Source organism: Leifsonia sp. 21MFCrub1.1, from assembly GCF_900107895.1.
In the GTDB taxonomy this organism is placed as follows: Bacteria; Actinomycetota; Actinomycetes; order Actinomycetales; family Microbacteriaceae; genus Leifsonia; species Leifsonia soli.
Genome location: NZ_LT629867.1, coordinates 1,575,996 through 1,595,166, shown reverse-complemented (window position 1 = coordinate 1,595,166; position 19,171 = coordinate 1,575,996). Strand labels below are relative to the sequence as shown.

Genomic DNA, 19,171 nt, shown 5'->3' with positions numbered 1-19,171 from the left:
CCTCCGCTGTCCGGCGGCGCGTTCGACGGTGCCGCCGGCCGGTAAGCTCGACCGGGTGAGCTCCACCCGTCGCGACCGCCTCGTCGGCGCGGGCACCCAGGTGGCGACGGAAGTGAGCATCAACTACGGGTCGGCGCTCGCCGGTCTCCTCATCCCGATCGTCGGATCCATCGTCGTCGTCGCCGCGCGACAGGTCGTGACGGCCGTGGCGGTCCTGCCGTTCTACCGGCCGCGCCGTGCGGAGCTGACCTGGCGGCGGCTGTGGCCGGCCCTCGCGCTCGGCGTCGTGCTCGCCGCCATGAACCTGAGCTTCTACGAAGCCGTCGGGCGGCTCGGGCTCGGCATCGCCGCCACCATCGAGTTCCTCGGGCCGTTCGCCCTCGCCCTGGCCGGTTCGCGGCGTCTGCTCGATGCAGGATGCGCGGTGGCCGCGGCGGCGGGCGTCCTGCTCCTGACGGCCACCGAGGGGACGGTCGACCCGCTCGGCGTCGCCCTCGCCCTCACCGCTGCCGCCGCCTGGGCCGCCTACATCCTGCTCACCCGTCAGGTCGCGATGCGCCTCCCGGGGCTCGAGGGCCTGAGCGTGGCGAGCGTCGTCTCGACCGTCCTGACCGTGCCGCTCGCCCTCGCCGTCATCGACTACAGCCGGGTGGATGCGCGGGTGCTGCTCCTGCTGCTCGCCCTCGGCGTCCTGTCGTCGGCCGTCCCCTACAGCCTCGACACGTTCATCCTGCGTCGCATCACGCCACGGCTGTACGCCGTCATCACGAGCTTCGGACCGGTGGTCGCGACCGTGTTCGGCGTGATCGTCCTGGGCGAGCGCTTCACGCTCATCCAACTGATCGGCATCGTCGTGGTCTGCCTCGCAGCGGGGATCACCATCGCCACGCAGCGCGACCATCCCCGGTCCGAGCTGGAGAAGACCGCCGAGTCCGTTCCCTGACCATCCGGCGGGTCAGCTCAGGATGTCCTTCGTGGTGAAGCGGCCGACGGCCAGCGCACCGAAGACGACGATGTAGCCGAGCTGCAGCAGCGCGTTGTCGCCGAACGAGTCCCACGAGATCGGGTCGCGCAGGAAGTCGCCGAACCCGAGCCAGTAGTGGCTGAACAGCCACGGGTGGAGCCCGTCCAGCTGCGGCAGCTGGTCGAGCACCTGCGAGACGACGGCGAGCACCGCGGTCGCGGCCATGGCGCCCACCGGCACGTCCGTCAGCGTCGAGAGGAACAGCCCGATCGCGCACAGCCCGAGCAGCGACACCACGATGTAGAGGGCGATCAGCAGGAGCCGCAGGTACGCATCGCCCATGCTCACCTGGACGCCGGACAGCAGCGTGACCGGCCCGATCGGGAAGAGCAGCATCCCGATCAGGGTTCCCGCCAACCCCACGACCAGGGCGGCCGCGATGCAGAACACGGCACAGCCCGCATACTTGACCGCCAGCAGCCGGAGGCGCCCGGCCGGCGCGATCACGAGGTAACGGAGGGTGCCGTGGCTCGCCTCACCGGCGATCGTGTCGCCCGCCACCACCCCGATCGTCAGCGGCAGGAACAGCGGAACGCACACGACGAGGGCGGTGAACGCGACGAACAGCCCGTTCGACGTGATCTCGCTGAGGAACGCGGGACCGCGCGAACTGCCGCCGGTGACCCGCACCGCGATCGCGATCAGCAGCGGGATGGCCGCGAGAGCCCCCAGCATCGCCCAGGTGCGCCAGCGCCGGAACATGACCGAGATCTCCGACCCGAGCAGCGCCCAGCCTCCGCTCGCGCGCTCCCTCCGCGCCGCGATGCCCCCGGCCGCGCGGGCCACCGTGGGCGGCCCGGCACGGTCGATCGGGACCTGAGCGGCGTCCGACAGCTCACTGCTCGACATCGAAGCCCTCCCCGGTGAGCTCCACGAAACGCTCCTCCAGGCTGGACGAGCGCACGGCGAATCCGCGCAGCCGGACGCCGTCGCCGACGAGCGCCGCCGACAGGTCCTCCGCCGCAGGCGCCGGCGCGCCGAGCGAGGCCTCCACGCCGTCCCCGGTCGCGACCGGCTCCAGGCCGAACCGCGCGAGCACCCCGGATGCCAGGGCGGTGTCCGGGGTCTCGATGGCGACCCGTGGGCCGGAAGCGCTGCGGAGCTCGTCGAGCGACCCCTGCGCCACCAGCCGGCCGGTGCGCATGATCGCCGCGTGGGTGCAGACCTGCTCGATCTCGGCCAGCAGGTGGCTGGAGACGAACACGGTCGTCCCCTCGTCGGCGAGCGACCGCACCAGGGCGCGGACTTCGCGGGTGCCCTGCGGGTCCAGCCCGTTCGTCGGTTCGTCGAGCACCAGGAGATCGCGGTCGGTGAGCAGGGCGCCGGCGATGCCGAGCCGCTGCTTCATCCCGAGCGAATAGGCGCGGACGTGCTTGCCGGCCGCGTGCGAGAGACCGACGCGCTCGAGAGCCGCCTCGACCCGCGCCCGCCGTGTCGCGCCCGGCGCGTACCGGTCGGCGGTGTCGCGCCGCATCAGGTTCGCAGCACCCGACAGGTACGGAGCGAACGCCGGCCCCTCGACCAGGGCGCCGACGCGCGGCAGCACGCGCGCGCCGCGGTCGGGCATGGGCTCCCCTAGCACCCGGATCGAGCCGGCGGACGGGGACACGAGACCCAGCAGCATCCGGATCGTCGTGGTCTTCCCCGACCCGTTCGGGCCGAGGAACCCGAACACCGAGCCGCGCGGCACGTCGAGGTCGAGGCCGTCGACGACCGCCCGCGACCGGAAGCGCTTGGTGAGCCCGCTGGTCGCGATCGCCGCGTCGGTCACTGCCCCGTCGCCTGCGCGGCCGCGGTCTGCAAGGCCGAGACCGGCACGGACCCGGCCAGGACGCGGCCGTCCGCGGTGATCAGCACCGACACCAGCGAGGAGCTCAGCGCCCGGCCGCCGTCGACGGGCTGCGTCAGCTGCGCGAACAGCGGATCGTCGGCCACCCCGGCCGGAGCGGATCCCGCGGGCAGGGAGACGACGGTCGCCCAGCCCTCGCCGGAGACCGCCGGCTTGTGGTGCGCACCCGCGGCGTCCTTCGCCTGCGCGCCGGTCGGCAGCTTCTGCTCGGACACGCTCGCGCCCTTCGGCGGCGTGAATGCGAAGACGCCGGCATCCGGCTTCTGGTCGCTGAACGCGGTGAACCCGGCCTCGAACGCGGGCGCGCTGGCACCGCGGGCGGTGACGGCCACCTTCAGCGGGATGCCGGTCCTGCCGTCGACGGCGATGGAGACGGAACCGATCAGGGTCGCGTCGGTGCGCGGCGTGAGCACGAGGTCGTAGGCGTCGCGCCCGGCCACCGTGGTGGCGTCGCCGAGGGACACCTTCGTGGACGGATCGACCGCGGCGAGGAAGCGCTGCGCCAGCTGCGACGGGGTCAGCGCGGTGGCGTCGGGCGTCGGCGTCGCCTTTCGGCCGGAGTCGGGGATGGTGGCGTGCGCGACCTTCTCGCCGTTCGACTGGTACAGCCACAGGTCCGTGCCGTTGCGGATCGCATCCCGCTCGGCCAGCTTGTCGAGCACCTGGACGCGCACGTGCGTCGGGCCGTCGACCCACACCTTGGCGGTGTGGTCGGAGAGGGCCAGCTCGAGCAGGTTCGCGGCGTCGCCGTCGTCCATGCCCTTGGAGGTGGTCGCGGGGAGGTCGGGAAGCCCGAGATCGGAGCTCTGCTCGACCGTGCCGGAGAACGAGCGGGTGTCGCTCGCGGCGACCAGTCGCAGCACATCGGCCGGTGACTTCACGGGAAGGTCGGACGCTCCCGCGGCGAGGGGCGAGACGATGACGGCGGCGGCGATCGCCACGGGGGCGACGACGGCGGGCGCCCAGCGCATCCAACGGTGTTCCATAGTCCGAGGGTACGCGCGAGCCACCCCATCCGACCCTGCGGATTGCATGGGAAAGCCGGAGTTCATCCCCCGGTCGTACCCGGCGTCATCCCGCAGGACGATGCCAGCGGGGACGGGCCCCGCGCCACCCCTCGGCGACCGAACGGAGGAGCCGCGCGCGACTGCCGCCGCCATCCCCTCCGTCTCCCGTCCGTCGCCGGTGCGGCGATCCCGACCGCCTCCGTTTCGGTCCGTCCCCTCCGTCAGGGAACCGCCGCGGCCGCCGCTCCGGACCGGCCGCTGCCGCCGTCGGAATGGGAGGAGAAACGGTGCCGACGCGCCGGCGGACGCGGTGAACGGAGGTGGATGCGGGTGGGCGCGACAGGAACGCCTCCGTTTTTCGCGGCCCCAGGCGCGCGGCCGGGAACGCAGAAGGGCCCCGCCGCAGCGGGGCCCTTCCGACCGGTGCTACAGGACGTCGCCGACCCGGTGCACGCGGATGTCGTTGGTGGTTCCGGGGATCCCGGGAGGGGAACCGGAGATGATGATCACCTTGTCGCCGTCCACGGCGCGGCCGGTCGACTTCAGGGCCTCGTCCACCTGCGCGACCATCTGGTCGGTGTGGGTGACGCGGCCGACGACGAAGGACTGAACACCCCAGAACAGCGACATGCGGCGGCGCACCGACTCCTCCGGCGTGAACGCCAGGATGGGGATGCGGCTGCGCAGCCGGGCCATTCTGCGAGCCGACTCGCCCGACTCCGTGAACACGCAGAGGAACTTCGCCTCGACGAAGTCCGCGACCTCGACCGCGGCGAGCGTGATCGCGCCCGACTGGGTGCGCGGACGGGTGCCGAGCGGCAGGATGCGCTCGAGTCCGTGCTCCTCGGTCGAGGTGACGATGCGCGCCATGGTCTGAACGGTGACCGTCGGGTACTCGCCGACGCTGGTCTCGCCCGAGAGCATGACCGCGTCCGCGCCGTCGAGGACGGCGTTCGCGACGTCGGAGGTCTCGGCGCGGGTGGGCACCGGGCTCGAGATCATCGACTCCAGCATCTGGGTCGCCACGATGACCGGCTTGGCCGCGCGGCGGGCCAGCTCGACCGCACGCTTCTGCACGATCGGCACGGCCTCCAGCGGCAGCTCGACGCCCAGGTCGCCGCGGGCGACCATGATGGCGTCGAACGCCTCGATGATCTCCTCCAGCGCATCCACGGCCTGCGGCTTCTCGATCTTGGCGACGACGGGGACCTTGCGGCCCTCCTCCGCCATGATCTCGTGCACGCGCTCGATGTCCTTGGCGTTCCGCACGAACGAGAGGGCGATCAGGTCGGCGCCCAGCTTGAGGCCCCAGCGCAGGTCGGCCTCGTCCTTGTCGGACAGTGCCGGGACGTTCACGGCGACGCCCGGCAGGTTGATGCCCTTGTTGTTGGAGACCGGACCGGCAACGATGACCTCGGTCGTGACGACCGGGCCCTCGACCTCGATGACGCGTACGCGCACCTTGCCGTCGTCGATGAGGAGGAAGTCGCCCGGCTTGACGTCGTTGGGGAGGCCCTTGAACGTCGTCGAGGAGATCTCCTTGGTGCCGATGATGTCCTCGGTGGTGATCTTGAAGATGTCGCCCTCGGCGAGCTCGTACGGCCCGGCCTCGAACTTGCCGAGACGGATCTTGGGGCCCTGGAGGTCGACGAGGACGGCGACCGGCTTCCCGGCGTCGTCGGCGGCCTTGCGCACGTTGGCGTAGACCCCCTCGTGCACCTCGTAGCTGCCGTGGCTCAGGTTCATGCGAGCCACGTCCACACCCGCGTCGATGATCGCGCGGATGTTGTCGTAGCTGGAGGTCGCCGGCCCGAGGGTCGCGACGATTTTGGCCCTTCTCATGCTTTTCTGTTCGCTCCGTGATTCTGCGCCGACGGCGCGTGATTTCTTGGTGGCGCCCGGTCGTGCGGGCATCGCCTCGCTCAGACGAGGATGCCGCGGTCGGTGGGACGGATCGGAGACGGCAACTGCGTCTCCCCTTCAAGATACCGGTCAACAGCGGCCGCCGCTGCCCGGCCCTCTGCGATAGCCCACACGATGAGGGACTGACCGCGGCCGGCGTCGCCGGCGACGAACACGCCCTCCTGCTCCGTCTGGTAGTCGGAATCGCGCGCCACGTTGCCGCGGCCGTCGAACGGGAGACCCAGCTGCGAGGACAGATCCTGCTGCTCGGGGCCGGTGAATCCGAGGGCGAGAAGCACCAGGTCGGCGGGGATCTCGCGCTCGGTGCCCGCCTTGGGCACCCGGCGTCCGTCCAGGAACTCGGTCTCGGCGACGCGCAGGGCGCGCACCTCGCCGAACTCGTTGGAGACGAACTCGACGGTCGACGCCAGGTACTCGCGGCGTCCGCCCTCCTCGTGCGCCGACTGGACCTCGAACAGCGTCGGCGTGGTCGGCCACGGCTGGTGCTCGGGGCGCTCCGCCGGCGGCTGCTTGCCGATGGCGAGGTTGGTGACGCTCGCGGCGCCCTGGCGGTGGGCGGTGCCGATGCAGTCCGCGCCGGTGTCGCCGCCGCCGAGGACGACGACGTGCTTGCCGTCCGCGGTGATCTGGTCGGAGATCTGGTCGCCAGCGCCCGCCTTGTTCTGCTGGACGAGGTACTCCATGGCGAAGTGCACGCCCGAGAGCTCCCGGCCCGGGATGGGCAGGTCGCGCGGGACCATGGCGCCGGTGGCGACGACGACCGCGTCGTACCGGGCGCGCAGGTCGTCCCAGCTGATGTCCGTGCCGATGTCGACGCCCGCGCGGAATCGGGTGCCCTCGGCCATCATCTGGTTGAGACGCGCCTCGAGGTGCTTCTTCTCCATCTTGAAGTCCGGGATGCCGTACCGCAGCAGGCCGCCGATCCGGTCGTCGCGCTCGTAGACGGCGACGGTGTGACCGGCGCGCGTCAGCTGCTGCGCGGCGGCGAGGCCGGCCGGGCCCGAGCCGACGACGGCGACCGTCTTGCCCGTGAGGCGCTCCGGCGGCTGCGGCTGCACCCAGCCGTTCTGCCAGGCCTGGTCGATGATCGAGACCTCGACCTGCTTGATCGTGACGGCCGGCTGGTTGATGCCGAGCACGCAGGACGACTCGCACGGCGCCGGGCACAGCCGCCCGGTGAACTCCGGGAAGTTGTTCGTCGCGTGGAGGCGCTCGATCGCCTGGCGGCCCTCGCCGCGCCACATGAGGTCGTTCCACTCGGGGATCAGGTTGCCCAGCGGGCAGCCCGAGTGGCAGAACGGCACGCCGCAGTCCATGCAGCGGCCGGCCTGTCGGCGCAGCTGCGCCGGGTCCTGGGCCTCGTAGACCTCTTTCCAGTCCATCAGCCGGACCGAGACGGGGCGGCGCTTGGGCAGCTCCCGCTCGGTCACCTTCAAGAATCCCTTGGGATCAGCCACCGGTCACCTCCACTTCAACGGAACCCTTAGGATCAGGCAGCATCATCCGCCGGTCACCTCCAGAATCCGGTTCCACACGATGTCGCCGTCGGGATCGAGTCCCTCGTCGACGGCCTCCTGGCGCATCTGCATCACCGCGGCGTAGTCGCGGGGCAGCACCTTGACGAACTTCGCGACGGTCGCGTCGAAGTCCTCCAGCATCCGGGAGGCGAGCTCGGAGCCCGTCTCGGTGGCGTGCTGCTCCAGCAGGTCGCGGACGATCTCGATGTCCGCGCTGCCGAGCGGCAGGAGCTCCAGCTCGCCGGTCGCGAGCGCGTCGCGGTTGACCCGCTCGCGCTTCAGGTCGTAGACGTACGCGGTGCCCCCGGACATGCCGGCGCCGAGGTTGCGCCCGGTGCCGCCGAGGATCACGGCGAGTCCGCCGGTCATGTACTCGAGCGCGTGGTCGCCCACGCCCTCGACCACCGCGGTCGCTCCGGAGTTGCGCACCAGGAAGCGCTCGCCCACGATGCCGCGGATGAACATGCTCCCCTGCGTCGCGCCGTACCCGATCACGTTGCCCGCGATCACGTTGCGCTCGGCGGCGAACACGCTGTCGCGCGGCGGCTTCACGACGATCTGGCCGCCGGAGAGGCCCTTGCCCACGTAGTCGTTCGAGTCGCCCTCCAGGCGCAGCGTGATGCCGGAGGGGAGGAACGCGCCGAGCGACTGCCCGGCCGAACCTGTCAGCGTGATGTCGATCGAGCCGGCGGGAAGGCCGTTCTCGCCGTGCCGGACGGTCACCTCGTGGCCGAGCATCGTGCCGACGGCCCGCTCCGTGTTGCGGATCGGGAGGCTCAGCTCGATGCGGCCGCCGTTCTCGAGCACGTCGCGCGCAGCGTCGATCAGCTGGACGTCGAAGTGGTGCTCCAGCTCGTGGTCCTGCGCCCGGCCGTTGCGCCGCGGCGCCTCCGGACCGAAGGCCGGTCCGTGCAGGATGGGCGTGAGGTCGAGACCGGACGCCTTCCAGTGGTCGATGGCGCGGTCGACGTCGAGCAGCTCGGCGTGGCCGATCGCCTCGTCCAGCGTCCGGAAGCCGAGGGCCGCGAGGTACTCGCGCACCTCCTCGGCGATGAACTCGAAGAAGTTGACGACGAACTCCGGCTTGCCGGAGAACCGCGCCCGGAGCTCCGGGTTCTGCGTTGCGACGCCGACCGGGCAGGTGTCGAGGTGGCAGACGCGCATCATGACGCAGCCGGAGACCACGAGCGGAGCCGTCGCGAAGCCGAACTCCTCGGCGCCGAGCAGCGCGCCGACGATGACGTCGCGGCCGGTCTTCAGCTGACCGTCGACCTGCACGACGACGCGCTCGCGCATCCCGTTCAGCATCAGGGTCTGCTGCGTCTCCGCGAGCCCGAGCTCCCACGGCGTGCCCGCGTGCTTCAGCGAGTTGACCGGCGAGGCGCCAGTCCCGCCGTCGTGGCCGGAGACCAGGATGACGTCGGCCAGCGCCTTGGCGGTACCGGCCGCGACCGCGCCGATGCCCGACTCGGAGACGAGCTTGACGTGGACGCGGGCGCCCGGGTTGGCGCGCTTCAGGTCGAAGATCAGCTGCTTGAGGTCTTCGATCGAGTAGATGTCGTGGTGCGGGGGCGGCGAGATGAGGCCGACGCCGGCGGTCGCGTGACGGGTGCGCGCGACCCACGGGTACACCTTGGTCGGCGGCAGCTGGCCGCCCTCGCCGGGCTTCGCGCCCTGCGCGAGCTTGATCTGGATGTCGTCGGCGTGCGTGAGGTACATCGACGTCACGCCGAACCGGCCGGACGCCACCTGCTTGATGGCGCTGCGCCGCTCCGGGTCGAGCAGGCGGTCGAGGTCCTCGCCGCCCTCGCCGGTGTTCGACTTCGCGCCGAGCCGGTTCATGGCGATCGCGAGCGTCTCGTGCGCCTCCTGCGAGATGGAGCCGTAGCTCATCGCACCCGTGGAGAACCGCTTGACGATGGACGAGACGGACTCGACCTCCTCCAGCGGCACCGGCGGACGCTCCCCCTCCTTGAGCGAGAACATCCCGCGCAGGGTCATCAGCGACTCGGACTGGTCGTCGACGAGCTTCGTGTACTCGCGGAACACGTCGTAGCGCCGGGTGCGCGTCGAGTGCTGCAGGCGGAACACGGTCTCCGGGTTGAACAGGTGAGGAGAGCCGTCGCGACGCCACTGGTACTCGCCGCCGGTCGCGAGGCGCTCGTGCGCGAGCGCCGCGCCCTCTGCGGGGTACGCGCTGTCGTGGCGGGCGAGGTTCTCGGCCGCGATCACGTCGATCCCGACGCCGCCCAGCTTGCTGGTCGTGCCGGTGAAGTACTGGTCGACGAACTCCTGGCTGAGCCCGACGGCCTCGAACGCCTGGGCGCCCGCGTAGGAGGACACCGTGGAGATGCCCATCTTCGACATGATCTTCAGGACGCCCTTGCCGAGCGCCTTGATGACGTTCTTGACCGCCTTCTCGGGGCTGACGCCGGTGATCATCCCGCTGCGGACGAGCTCCTCGCAGGTCTCCATCGCGAGGTACGGGTTGATCGCCGAGGCGCCGTACCCGATCAGCAGGGCGACGTGGTGCACTTCGCGCACATCCCCCGCCTCCACGATCAGACCCACCTTCATGCGGGTCTCCGAGCGGATGAGGTGGTGGTGGACGGCGGCGAGCATCAGTAGCGACGGGATGGGCGCGAGGTCCTTCGTCGAGTCGCGGTCGCTGAGCACGATGAACTGCGCACCCGACGCGATCGCCTCGTCGACCTCGTCGCACATCTCGGCCAGACGGCGCTCCAGGGCGTCGGGACCGGCGTCGGAGCGGTACAGGCCGCGCACGGTCGTGGTCAGCGTGCTGCCCGGCCGCGGGTCGATGTGCTGGATCTTCGCCAGCTCGTCGTTGTCGATCACCGGGAAGTCGAGCACGACCTGCTTCGCGTGCTCCGGGCCCGCCGACAGCAGGTTGCGCTCCGGCCCGAGGCCGAGCTTCAGGGAGGTGACGACCTCCTCGCGGATCGAGTCGAGCGGCGGGTTGGTCACCTGCGCGAACTGCTGCGTGAAGTAGTCGAACAGCAGGCGCGGGCGCTCCGAGAGCACGGCGACGGGCGTGTCCGATCCCATCGCGCCGAGCGGCTCCGCGCCGGTGGTCGCCATCGGGCGGAGGAGGATGCGGACCTCCTCCTCGGTGTAGCCGAACGTCCGCTGGCGGCGCGTGATCGATGCCGGGGTGTGCACGATGTGCTCGCGCTCGGGGAGGTCCTTCAGGTTGATCCGGCCCTCGTCCAGCCACTCCCCATAGGGGGCGCCGGCCGCGAGCTCCGACTTGATCTCCTCGTCCTCGATGAGACGGCCGGCGACCGTGTCCACGAGGAACATCCGTCCGGGACGCAGGCGGCCCTTGCGGACGACGCGGCTCGGCTCGAAGTCGAGGACGCCGATCTCGGAGGCGAGCACGACCAGGCCGTCGTTCGTGACGACGTAGCGTCCGGGACGCAGGCCGTTGCGGTCGAGCGTCGCGCCGACGACGGAGCCGTCGGTGAAGACGATCGCGGCCGGGCCGTCCCACGGCTCCATGAGCATCGAGTGGTACTCGTAGAACGCGCGCCGGACCGGGTCGATCTCGGTCTGGTTCTCCCAGGCCTCCGGCACCATCATCATGACGGCATGCGGGAGCGACCGGCCGCTCAGCGACAGCAGTTCGACGACCTCGTCGAACGAGGCGGAGTCGGATGCGCCGGGCGTCACGATCGGGAACACCGGCTTCAGGTCGCCGAGCAGTTCGTTCTCCAGCTGCGACTGGCGGGCGCGCATCCAGTTGCGGTTGCCCTGCACCGTGTTGATCTCGCCGTTGTGCGCGATCATGCGGAACGGCTGCGCGAGCGGCCACGACGGGAACGTGTTCGTCGAGTAGCGGGAGTGGACGAGCGCCAGCTTCGAGGCGAAGCGCTCGTCGGAGAGGTCCGGGTAGAACGGCTCCAGCTGGAGCGTGGTGACCATGCCCTTGTAGACCAGGGTGCGGCTCGACAGCGACGAGAAGTACAGGTCGAGCTCGCGCTCCGCCCGCTTGCGCAGGAAGAAGGTCTGCCGGTCGAGCGCGATGCCGGAGACGGCCTCGCCGCTCTCGTCGACGCGGGTCGACGCGACGTACAGCTGCTCGATCACGGGCATGGCCTGGCGGGCCAGCGTCCCGAGTTCGTCCGGGCGCACCGGAACGGCACGCCAGCCGAGGACGGTCAGCTCGTGCTCGGCCGCGATGGACTCCAGCGCCGCCTTGACCTCGGCGCGCTCGTCCTCGGCGTTCGGAAGGAACGCGTTGCCGACCGCGTACCGCCCGGCCGCCGGGAGCTCGAAGCCCGCGACGGCGCGCAGGAACGCGTCGGGCACCTGGGTGATGATGCCGGCGCCGTCGCCGGTGCCGGCGTCCGACCCGACCGCGCCGCGGTGCTCGAGGTGACGCAGCGCCTCGAGCGCGGCGTCGATGATGTCGTGCCCGGCCGTGCCGCGAAGGGTCGCGACCATGGCGAGGCCGCAGGCGTCCTTCTCGTGGGCAGGGTCGTACAGGCCCTGCGGGCCAGGCACGGTCCCGAAGCGGGAATGGGGAGGCGTGAGCGCCATCTGTCGACCGTCCTCACAGTGTCGTGGATGTGGGGATGTTGGGTGCGGGGACGCCATCGGCCCGGTGCGTATGGATTCCGCCGCATCCTCCGGGCCGTGTGCGGCTCGGACTCGTGGAGCGGTCAGGTGCGTGGGATCGCCTCGACGGTTTTCGTACTTCGAGCCGTCGGGTGTTATCCGTTCGTGGGGCTTGTGGCCTTGGCCGAAGCGGACCCGGCAGGCACACCGTCTGCGTCGGCGGCGTCCTCGTCCTCCAGGTCCGTGTCGTCCGAGTCTACCTCAGCATCCGGGTTGACCCATTCACGACCCGGCCGGTAGGGGCTGGGCTCGAGACCCGGGTGCCTGTTCGACTGGACGAAGAAGATGATGAGGCCCAGCACCACGGCGCCGAACGCGGCCCAGACGTTGCTCGGGATGCCGAGCAGCGTGAACTCGCTCGGGTCGATGCGGATCGACTCCAGGTAGGAGCGGCCGGCGCCGTACCAGATCAGGTAGACGGCGAAGACCTTGCCCCACTGCAGGGTGAAGCGGCGCTGCAGCCAGACGATGACGACGACGCCGATGACGTTCCAGATCATCTCGTACAGGAAGAGCGGCTGGAACAGCGTGCCGTCGGGCAGTCCGACCGGGATCGCCTTGTTGCCCGCATCGATCTGCAGGCCCCAGGGCAGGTCGGTCGGCAGGCCGAAGAGCTCCTGGTTGAAGTAGTTGCCGAAGCGGCCGATGGCCTGCGCGAGCAGGAGGCCCGGAGCGAGGGCGTCCGCGAACGTCCAGAACCGCAGCCCGGTCCAGCGGCAGCCGATGAGCACACCGATCGCACCGCCGATCAGGGCGCCGAAGATGGCGCCGCCGCCCTCCCAGATCGCCCAGATGCTGCCCGGCTGGAACGGGTTGAAGATGTTGGCGCCCGGGTAGAAGAAGTCCTTCGGGTGCGTGACGACGTGGTACAGACGTGCGCCGACGATCCCGAGGGGGACGGCGCACAGCAGGATGTCGAGCACGACGCCCGGCTCGGCACCGCGCTTGGTCAGGCGGCGCGACGTCCACATGGCGGCGACGACGATGCCGACCAGGATGATCAGCGCGTACATCTGGATGCGGTACGGCCAGAAAGGCAGCGGGATCTGCGCCCACTCGGGCCCAGGACTCGGGATGCTGGCCATCCAGCCGCTCATCGTCGCAAACACCCGATGACTCACCTTTCGTGTCGATCATTCCGCGGCGCGGAGAGGCGCGCGGCCACCATAGTCTAGAACGCCCGGCTAGGCCGTCGTGCCGCGGGCGAGCTCGGCCGCGACGCGCCCGGCCTCCGCCACGCCGCCGTCGCCCAGCGCCTTGACGAGCGCGGAGCCGACGATCGCGCCGTCCGCGTACTCGAGCACCTCGGCCACCTGCGCGGCCGACGAGATGCCGAGGCCGACGCACGTGCTCGTCGCGCCCGCCTCGCGGAGGCGGCCGACGAGCGTGCGCGCCGCCGCATCCACATCGGTGCGCGCGCCCGTGATGCCCATGGTCGAGACGGCGTAGACGAACCCGCGGCTCGCCTCCACCGCCTGCTTCAGGCGCACATCGGTCGAGCTGGGGGCGGCGAGGAAGACGCGGTCGAGGCCGACCCGGTCGGAGGCGGCGAGCCATTCGGCGCCCTCGTCCGGGATCAGATCGGGCGTGATCAGCCCCGCTCCCCCGGCGGCGGCCAGGTCGTCCGCGAAGCGGTCGACGCCGTACTGCAGCACCGGGTTCCAGTACGTCATCACGAGGACGGGGATGTCGACCTGCGCGGTGATCTCGCGGACGGCCGTGAAGCCGTCGCGCAGGCGGAATCCGGCGCCGAGCGCCTGCTGCGTCGCCGCCTGGATGACCGCGCCGTCCATGACGGGGTCGGAGTACGGCAGTCCGAGCTCGATGACGTCGACGCCGTTCTGCGCGAGCGCCACCGCGGCATCCACGCTCGTCGCCAGGTCGGGGAAGCCTGCGGGGAGGTAGCCGATCAGGGCGCCGGAGGCCTCGGCGTTGCGCCGGGCGATCGCGTCGGCGACGCGGCTCGTGACCACGCCGCTCACGACTGCACCGCGTCGGCGTCGATCAGGTCGAAGTACCGCCCGGCGGTCTCCATGTCCTTATCGCCACGGCCGCTGAGGTTCACCAGGATGATGCCATCCGGCCCCAGCTCGCGCCCGAGCGCGATCGCGCCGGCCAGCGCGTGCGACGACTCGATGGCGGGGATGATTCCCTCGGTGCGGCTCAGCAGGCGGAGGGCCTCCATCGCGTCCGCGTCCGACACGGGCCGGTACTCGGCGCGGCCGATCTTCGCGAGCCAGGCGTGCTCCGGGCCGACGCCCGGGTAGTCGAGGCCGGCGGAGATCGAGTGCGACTCGATGGTCTGGCCGTCCTCGTCCTGCAGCAGCATGGACCGAGCGCCGTGCAGCACGCCGGGGCGGCCCTTGGTGATGGTCGCGGCGTGGCGCGGGGTGTCCGCACCCTCACCGCCCGCCTCGAAGCCGACCAGGCGCACATCCTCGTCGTCGAGGAAGGCGTGGAAGATGCCCATGGCGTTCGAGCCGCCGCCGACGCACGCGACGACCGCATCGGGCAGGCGGCCGGTGAGCTCCTGCACCTGCTCGCGGGCCTCCTCGCCGATGATCTTCTGGAGGTCGCGCACCATCGCAGGGAACGGGTGCGGGCCCGCCACCGTGCCGAAGATGTAGTTGGTGTGCTCGACGTTCGTGACCCAGTCGCGCATGGCGTCGTTGATGGCGTCCTTGAGCGTGCGGGAACCGGTCTTCACGGCAACGACCTCGGCGCCCAGCAGACGCATGCGGGCGACATTGAGCGCCTGGCGCTCGGTGTCGACCTCGCCCATGTAGATGGTGCACTCGAGGCCGAAGAGCGCGGCGGCCGTCGCCGTGGCGACGCCGTGCTGCCCCGCTCCGGTCTCGGCGATCACGCGGGTCTTGCCGATGCGCTTGGTGAGGATGGCCTGCCCGAGCACGTTGTTGATCTTGTGCGATCCGGTGTGGTTGAGGTCTTCGCGCTTCAGAATGATGCGCGCGCCTCCCGCATGCGCGGCGAAACGAGGCACCTCGGTGATGATCGACGGGCGCCCGGTGTAGCTGCGGTGCAGCTCGTCCAGCTCGGCGTGGAACGCGGGATCGGCCTTAGCCTCCTCCCACGCCGCCGACAGCTCGTCGAGCGCTGCGACCAGCGACTCGGGGACGAACCGCCCGCCGAAGTCGCCGAAATACGGACCCTGCTCAGTGCGGAGGGACATCAGACTCCCAGAAACTCTTCGAGCGTGGCGAGGGGGTCGCTCGTGACGAGCGCCTCGCCGACGAGCACGACATCCGCGCCCGCCGCCCGGTAGTGCGCGACATCGTCGGCCGACTTCACGGCAGACTCCGCCACGCGGATGACGCCGGAGGGGATGCTGCCGGCCAGGCGGCCGAACAGGTCCCGATCCAGCTCGAACGTCGTCAGGTCGCGGGCGTTGACGCCCACGAGGCCCGCGCCGGTGTCGAGGGCGCGGCTCAGCTCGTCGGCCGAGTGCGCCTCCACCAGCGAGGTCATGCCCAGCTCGGTGATCAGCTCGTGCAGCTCGACCAGGCGCTTCTGGTCGAGGGCGGCGACGATCAGCAGCACCAGGTCGGCGCCCGCGGCGCGGGCCTCGAACACCTGGTACGGATCGGCCACGAACTCCTTGCGCAGCACCGGGATCGAGACGGCATCGCGGACCGCCTCGAGGTCGGCGAGCGACCCGTGGAAGCGGCGCTCCTCGGTGAGGACGCTGATCGCGCTGGCGCCGCCGGTCTCGTACGAGACCGCCAGCGCGGCCGGGTCGGGGATGGCGGCGAGCGACCCGCGGGACGGGCTCGCGCGCTTCACCTCGGCGATGATCTTCACGCGCTCCGCCGGGGCGAGGGCGGTGAGGGCGTCGAGGGCGGCCGGCCGGGCGAGCGCCGCGGCCTCCACCTCGGCGAGCGGACGCTCTCCGCGTCTCCGCTCAGCGTCTTCGAGCGCGCCGGCGACGAGGTCGGCGAGCACGGATCAGTGACCCTTCGGGGTGTACTTGTCGCCGCCGACGCCGTACCCGGCGCGCTTCATGACCCAGCCGACGATGAGACCGATCACCGCGAGTCCTGCGGCCGCCCAGACGATGATGGGGAGGTCGAAGAAGAAGGCGATGGCGCCGATGGTGAACGCGACCAGCATGATGATCACGGCCGTCCATGCCGCCGGCGAGTGACCGTGGCCTGGCTCGACTGACTCGCTGCTCATGGGACTCCTGCACGTCGGGTGCGCGCCGCCGGGCGCGCACGGGGATGTGGAACGCATCCAGTCTAGTGGGCGCTCCTCCCCCTCGCCTTCCACCCGCCCCGCCGTCGAGTCCGCGATTTTTGCACGCTTCTGCGGGCCTGGGCGTGCAAAGTTTGCGGACTCGACGGTGGGGGGTGTGGGTCAGCGGGTGGGATTGCGGACAGGAGTCTGAGATGTTCGGTACAGACTCGATATATTGCGCTTGGTCGGTGATCGTCGGGTGGACCGAGAGGGTGGCGGGTGAAAGTCTCTTCAAGCAGTGGTGCTGCGCGGGATGCGGTCTCGGAGTTCGCGCGGATCGATCGGGAACGGCATCCCGGTTCCGCGGAGGTCAGCGCGGGCGCGAGCACAGTAGCGGGCATGCACGCCGCAGCAGGCGCCGCGGATCGGGTTCTGCGCGATCTGTCCGCATTGGTCTCCAGCGTCGCGGAGCAGGCCGGGAAGGTCAGCACACTCGCCGCGCTGATCGAAGACCGTGACGCTGAGGACGCGGGAGCCATAGGCCGCGCACGGGAGAGTGCCTGATAGGGCTGGTCTACGACTCGCGTGACTCGATCACGGTGAAGAGTGCGCTCGCCGACAGTCTTGCGACCGCAGAGTCGGTGATCGCCGATGTGAAGCGGGCATGCGGTCGCCTGACAGCGGCTCTTCATACGGGGGATCTCTCCGGGAAGGCGTATGCGGCGGTCGATGCCCTGTTCACGGGGGTGATCGTGCCATCGCTCGGCGATGCCGAGGCCGACATCGCTGCCCTGCGCAGAGATCTTGAACGCTATGAGTGGGAGGACGCGAAGGTCAGCCCGTTCGGAGTGCTCAAGGAAGTCGAGCTGACGATTCAACTCCGGGCGGTCACGACGCAGCGCGATGCGACCGTCCTCTTGATGGAGCGCACTGAGGAGACCGCTACGGCCCTCTCCGCTCTGCCCATGGTGAGCGAAGGGTTGCAGCTCGCGAACCGGCGCCTGGAGCTCGTGCTGGCTCAGCTCGAGAAGGACATGCGTGAGATCGAGGACCGCCTGCGCGCTCTGCAGCACTTCGACGCGGCCACACGAGGGCTCTTCCAGAGCGGGCTGACCACGACCACGGTAGCGGCGATGCTCGCGGCATCCGTGTCGAAGAGGCGCCAGGGGGCCGGGAGCGGGTCGACGGACTGGACCTCCTCTGAGCTGATGAACCTGCTCTCCCTCCTCAAGCCGGAGGAGGTGAAGCGGATGCTCGCCCGCAATCCGGGCCTGGTGCAGCGCTTCTGGGACGCGCCGCCGGCCGCGGACACGGTGGCGACCTGGTGGAAAGTCCTCACCCCCGCCGAACGGGAGAAGTGGTGTCAGGCCGCGCCCTCGATCATCGGGAACCTGCCCGGGCTGGATGCGGACACCCGCATCCACGCCAATATGATCCAGTTCCAGCGCGACCTGCACGACCGAAGCATCGACCCGAAGTCCCCGCGTGGGATCGTGATCAGAGACATCCTCAAAGCGCTCGGGGTCGACAGGATATCCGGGCCAGGTCTGGACTACGAAGAGCTGGCGCGAGCGTCAGACCCGTCCCGTGGATTGCTGGCTTACAACTCGTCCCATCAGCCCCCGCTGGCAGCGATCGCGGTCGGTGAGACCCGTGCGGAGAAGTCGGGGAAGGTGACGTGGACGGTCCCTGGTATGAACAGCGGCCTCGGCGAACCCGACCGCCTGTCCGGATGGACCCACGCTGCCGCAAACCTGTACCAAGAGCAGCAAACGGTCGAGCGCGGGGTTGCGCACCTGGTCGTCGCATGGATCGGGTACGAACCTCCGACCCAGGACGCGTCGGTGCTGCAGGGGGATCGAGCGCGAGAGGGCGCCGGCCGGCTGTCGAAGGAGTTGGACGGGCAGTGGGCCGCGGACAGGATCCTGGGCGGAAACCGACATCCGTTCACCGCGGTGGTGGCGCACTCGTACGGCACCACCGTGGCCGCCAACGCCCTCAGCGCCGACAACGCCATGAGCTACAACGTGCAGTCGGTCGTGCTCCTGGCATCCGCGGGATTGGAGCGGACCATTCCGCACGCAGACACGCTGAGCGTGGACGGCGGCGCGGGACGGGTGTACGTGTCCCAGTCGTCACAAGACCACGTCGCGGACGCGGGCCGGACGTTCTCCCGACGTCCCGACCCGCGGGATGCGGAATTCGGCGCGAAAGTGTTCTCCTCCGAAGGGGACACCGCTCGCGATCTGGAACCGACCGACGGCCATGACACCACCGGCCACGGCACCGACACGGGCGGCCTCTTCACCCCGCACGCCACCAAAGGACACGGCTACCTCGACCCCGGCACCGAGTCCATCCGCAACTCGGCCGCCGCTGCGCTTGGCCTGGATGGAAAGATCAACGGCGGCACCCATTGGGGAAAGAACCGATGACCGTCCGCGGCCGTATCATCGCAGCCACCACCACAATCACACTGGCCCTCACCCTCACCGGGTGCGCGCTCTCAGGAGGAGCCATGACCGATCCCGCCGACCAAGCGATCGTCCCACCCGGCGAATTCTCTGCCAAGACCGAGCAGCAGACCCTGGAGGAAGCTCTCGCCCACACGAACGATCTCGTCCAACTCCTCGCCGGAGAGTGGCTCGACAGCCACGATCGTCCCTTCGTCGTACCCAACAACGAGAGGTGGAGCTACGGCCCGTGCGGCGCGCCAAGCACCAACCAGTACTCGATCCATGTTCAGCAGGTCGCCCCGGTCGCGGACCCTCTGGCGAAGATCGAGCAGGTCCGGGAACACTGGAGAAGCCTCGGCTACCAGGTCCGCCAAATCGGTCCCGCCGACACCGACGATGAGAAGCTCACCGAGATCTTCGTCGACCTCCCCTACGGCGCCCTCCTCAAATTCGACGCGAGCACAACCGGGATGGGCATCTCCACGCAAAGCGAATGCGTCAAAGAGGAATGACACCCGGCGCCGGCACCAACCCTGCAACGATCACGGAGGAAGCGTTCGCGG

Annotated in this window: 15 protein-coding genes; 4 read left to right on the top strand and 11 right to left on the bottom strand. The window is 70.3% G+C overall.

Annotation, left to right across the window (positions count from 1 at the left end):
* The first annotated feature begins 55 nt into the window (after nucleotides 1-55).
* Nucleotides 56-943, top strand: coding sequence for an EamA family transporter (locus BLW09_RS07520; protein WP_089916698.1), 888 nt, complete (start codon nucleotides 56-58; stop codon nucleotides 941-943).
* A gap of 12 nt (nucleotides 944-955) precedes the next feature.
* Here the strand turns inward: BLW09_RS07520 and BLW09_RS07515 are convergent, their stop codons facing one another.
* From BLW09_RS07515 to BLW09_RS07465, 11 genes are all read right to left on the bottom strand, one after another.
* The gene (locus tag BLW09_RS07515; protein WP_089910578.1) at nucleotides 956-1,873 is read right to left on the bottom strand and encodes an ABC transporter permease; all 918 of its coding nucleotides are present in this window, start codon (nucleotides 1,871-1,873) and stop codon (nucleotides 956-958) included.
* Nucleotides 1,860-2,795: an ABC transporter ATP-binding protein gene (locus BLW09_RS07510; protein WP_089910575.1), complete on the bottom strand. Its 936-nt coding sequence runs from the start codon at nucleotides 2,793-2,795 to the stop codon at nucleotides 1,860-1,862. The genes BLW09_RS07515 and BLW09_RS07510 overlap by 14 nt, the downstream gene beginning before the upstream one ends.
* Nucleotides 2,792-3,844, bottom strand: a complete 1,053-nt coding sequence (locus tag BLW09_RS07505) for a LolA family protein (RefSeq protein ID WP_089910573.1) — start codon at nucleotides 3,842-3,844, stop codon at nucleotides 2,792-2,794. Before BLW09_RS07505 ends, BLW09_RS07510 begins: the two co-directional genes overlap by 4 nt.
* A gap of 462 nt (nucleotides 3,845-4,306) precedes the next feature.
* On the bottom strand, nucleotides 4,307-5,722 hold the full coding sequence (gene pyk, locus BLW09_RS07500) for a pyruvate kinase (RefSeq protein WP_089910569.1): 1,416 nt from the start codon (nucleotides 5,720-5,722) through the stop codon (nucleotides 4,307-4,309).
* Between the two features lie 80 nt (nucleotides 5,723-5,802).
* On the bottom strand, nucleotides 5,803-7,260 hold the full coding sequence (locus tag BLW09_RS07495) for a glutamate synthase subunit beta (protein ID WP_089910566.1): 1,458 nt from the start codon (nucleotides 7,258-7,260) through the stop codon (nucleotides 5,803-5,805).
* 42 nt (nucleotides 7,261-7,302) lie between these two features.
* Entirely contained in the window at nucleotides 7,303-11,880 is a 4,578-nt protein-coding gene (gltB, locus tag BLW09_RS07490; protein WP_089910563.1) for a glutamate synthase large subunit, read from the bottom strand.
* A gap of 173 nt (nucleotides 11,881-12,053) precedes the next feature.
* Nucleotides 12,054-13,055, bottom strand: coding sequence for a prolipoprotein diacylglyceryl transferase (gene lgt, locus BLW09_RS07485; RefSeq protein ID WP_089910560.1), 1,002 nt, complete (start codon nucleotides 13,053-13,055; stop codon nucleotides 12,054-12,056).
* 87 nt (nucleotides 13,056-13,142) lie between these two features.
* Complete coding sequence (trpA, locus tag BLW09_RS07480) at nucleotides 13,143-13,940, bottom strand: tryptophan synthase subunit alpha (RefSeq protein WP_089910557.1); 798 nt, start codon at nucleotides 13,938-13,940, stop codon at nucleotides 13,143-13,145.
* A complete protein-coding gene (gene trpB, locus BLW09_RS07475) occupies nucleotides 13,937-15,148 on the bottom strand; it encodes a tryptophan synthase subunit beta (RefSeq protein WP_089910555.1) in 1,212 nt (403 codons plus the stop codon). The genes trpA and trpB overlap by 4 nt, the downstream gene beginning before the upstream one ends.
* Nucleotides 15,148-15,918, bottom strand: a complete 771-nt coding sequence (trpC, locus tag BLW09_RS07470; RefSeq protein WP_089910552.1) for an indole-3-glycerol phosphate synthase TrpC — start codon at nucleotides 15,916-15,918, stop codon at nucleotides 15,148-15,150. Before trpC ends, trpB begins: the two co-directional genes overlap by 1 nt.
* Before the next feature lie 3 nt (nucleotides 15,919-15,921).
* On the bottom strand, nucleotides 15,922-16,152 hold the full coding sequence (locus BLW09_RS07465; protein WP_089910548.1) for a DUF6704 family protein: 231 nt from the start codon (nucleotides 16,150-16,152) through the stop codon (nucleotides 15,922-15,924).
* Between the two features lie 399 nt (nucleotides 16,153-16,551).
* On the opposite strand from BLW09_RS07465, the gene BLW09_RS18900 reads away from it, so the two are divergent.
* The 3 genes from BLW09_RS18900 to BLW09_RS07455 all read left to right on the top strand — a co-directional run bounded on the left by BLW09_RS18900 (nucleotide 16,552) and on the right by BLW09_RS07455 (nucleotide 19,120).
* On the top strand, nucleotides 16,552-16,716 hold the full coding sequence (locus tag BLW09_RS18900) for a hypothetical protein (RefSeq protein WP_157696917.1): 165 nt from the start codon (nucleotides 16,552-16,554) through the stop codon (nucleotides 16,714-16,716).
* A 35-nt stretch (nucleotides 16,717-16,751) separates the two neighbouring features.
* A complete protein-coding gene (locus BLW09_RS07460) occupies nucleotides 16,752-18,587 on the top strand; it encodes an alpha/beta hydrolase (RefSeq protein ID WP_089910545.1) in 1,836 nt (611 codons plus the stop codon).
* An 83-nt stretch (nucleotides 18,588-18,670) separates the two neighbouring features.
* Nucleotides 18,671-19,120 (top strand): hypothetical protein, encoded by a 450-nt coding sequence (locus tag BLW09_RS07455; RefSeq protein ID WP_157696916.1) that lies wholly within the window; start codon nucleotides 18,671-18,673, stop codon nucleotides 19,118-19,120.
* Nucleotides 19,121-19,171: the final 51 nt, after the last annotated feature.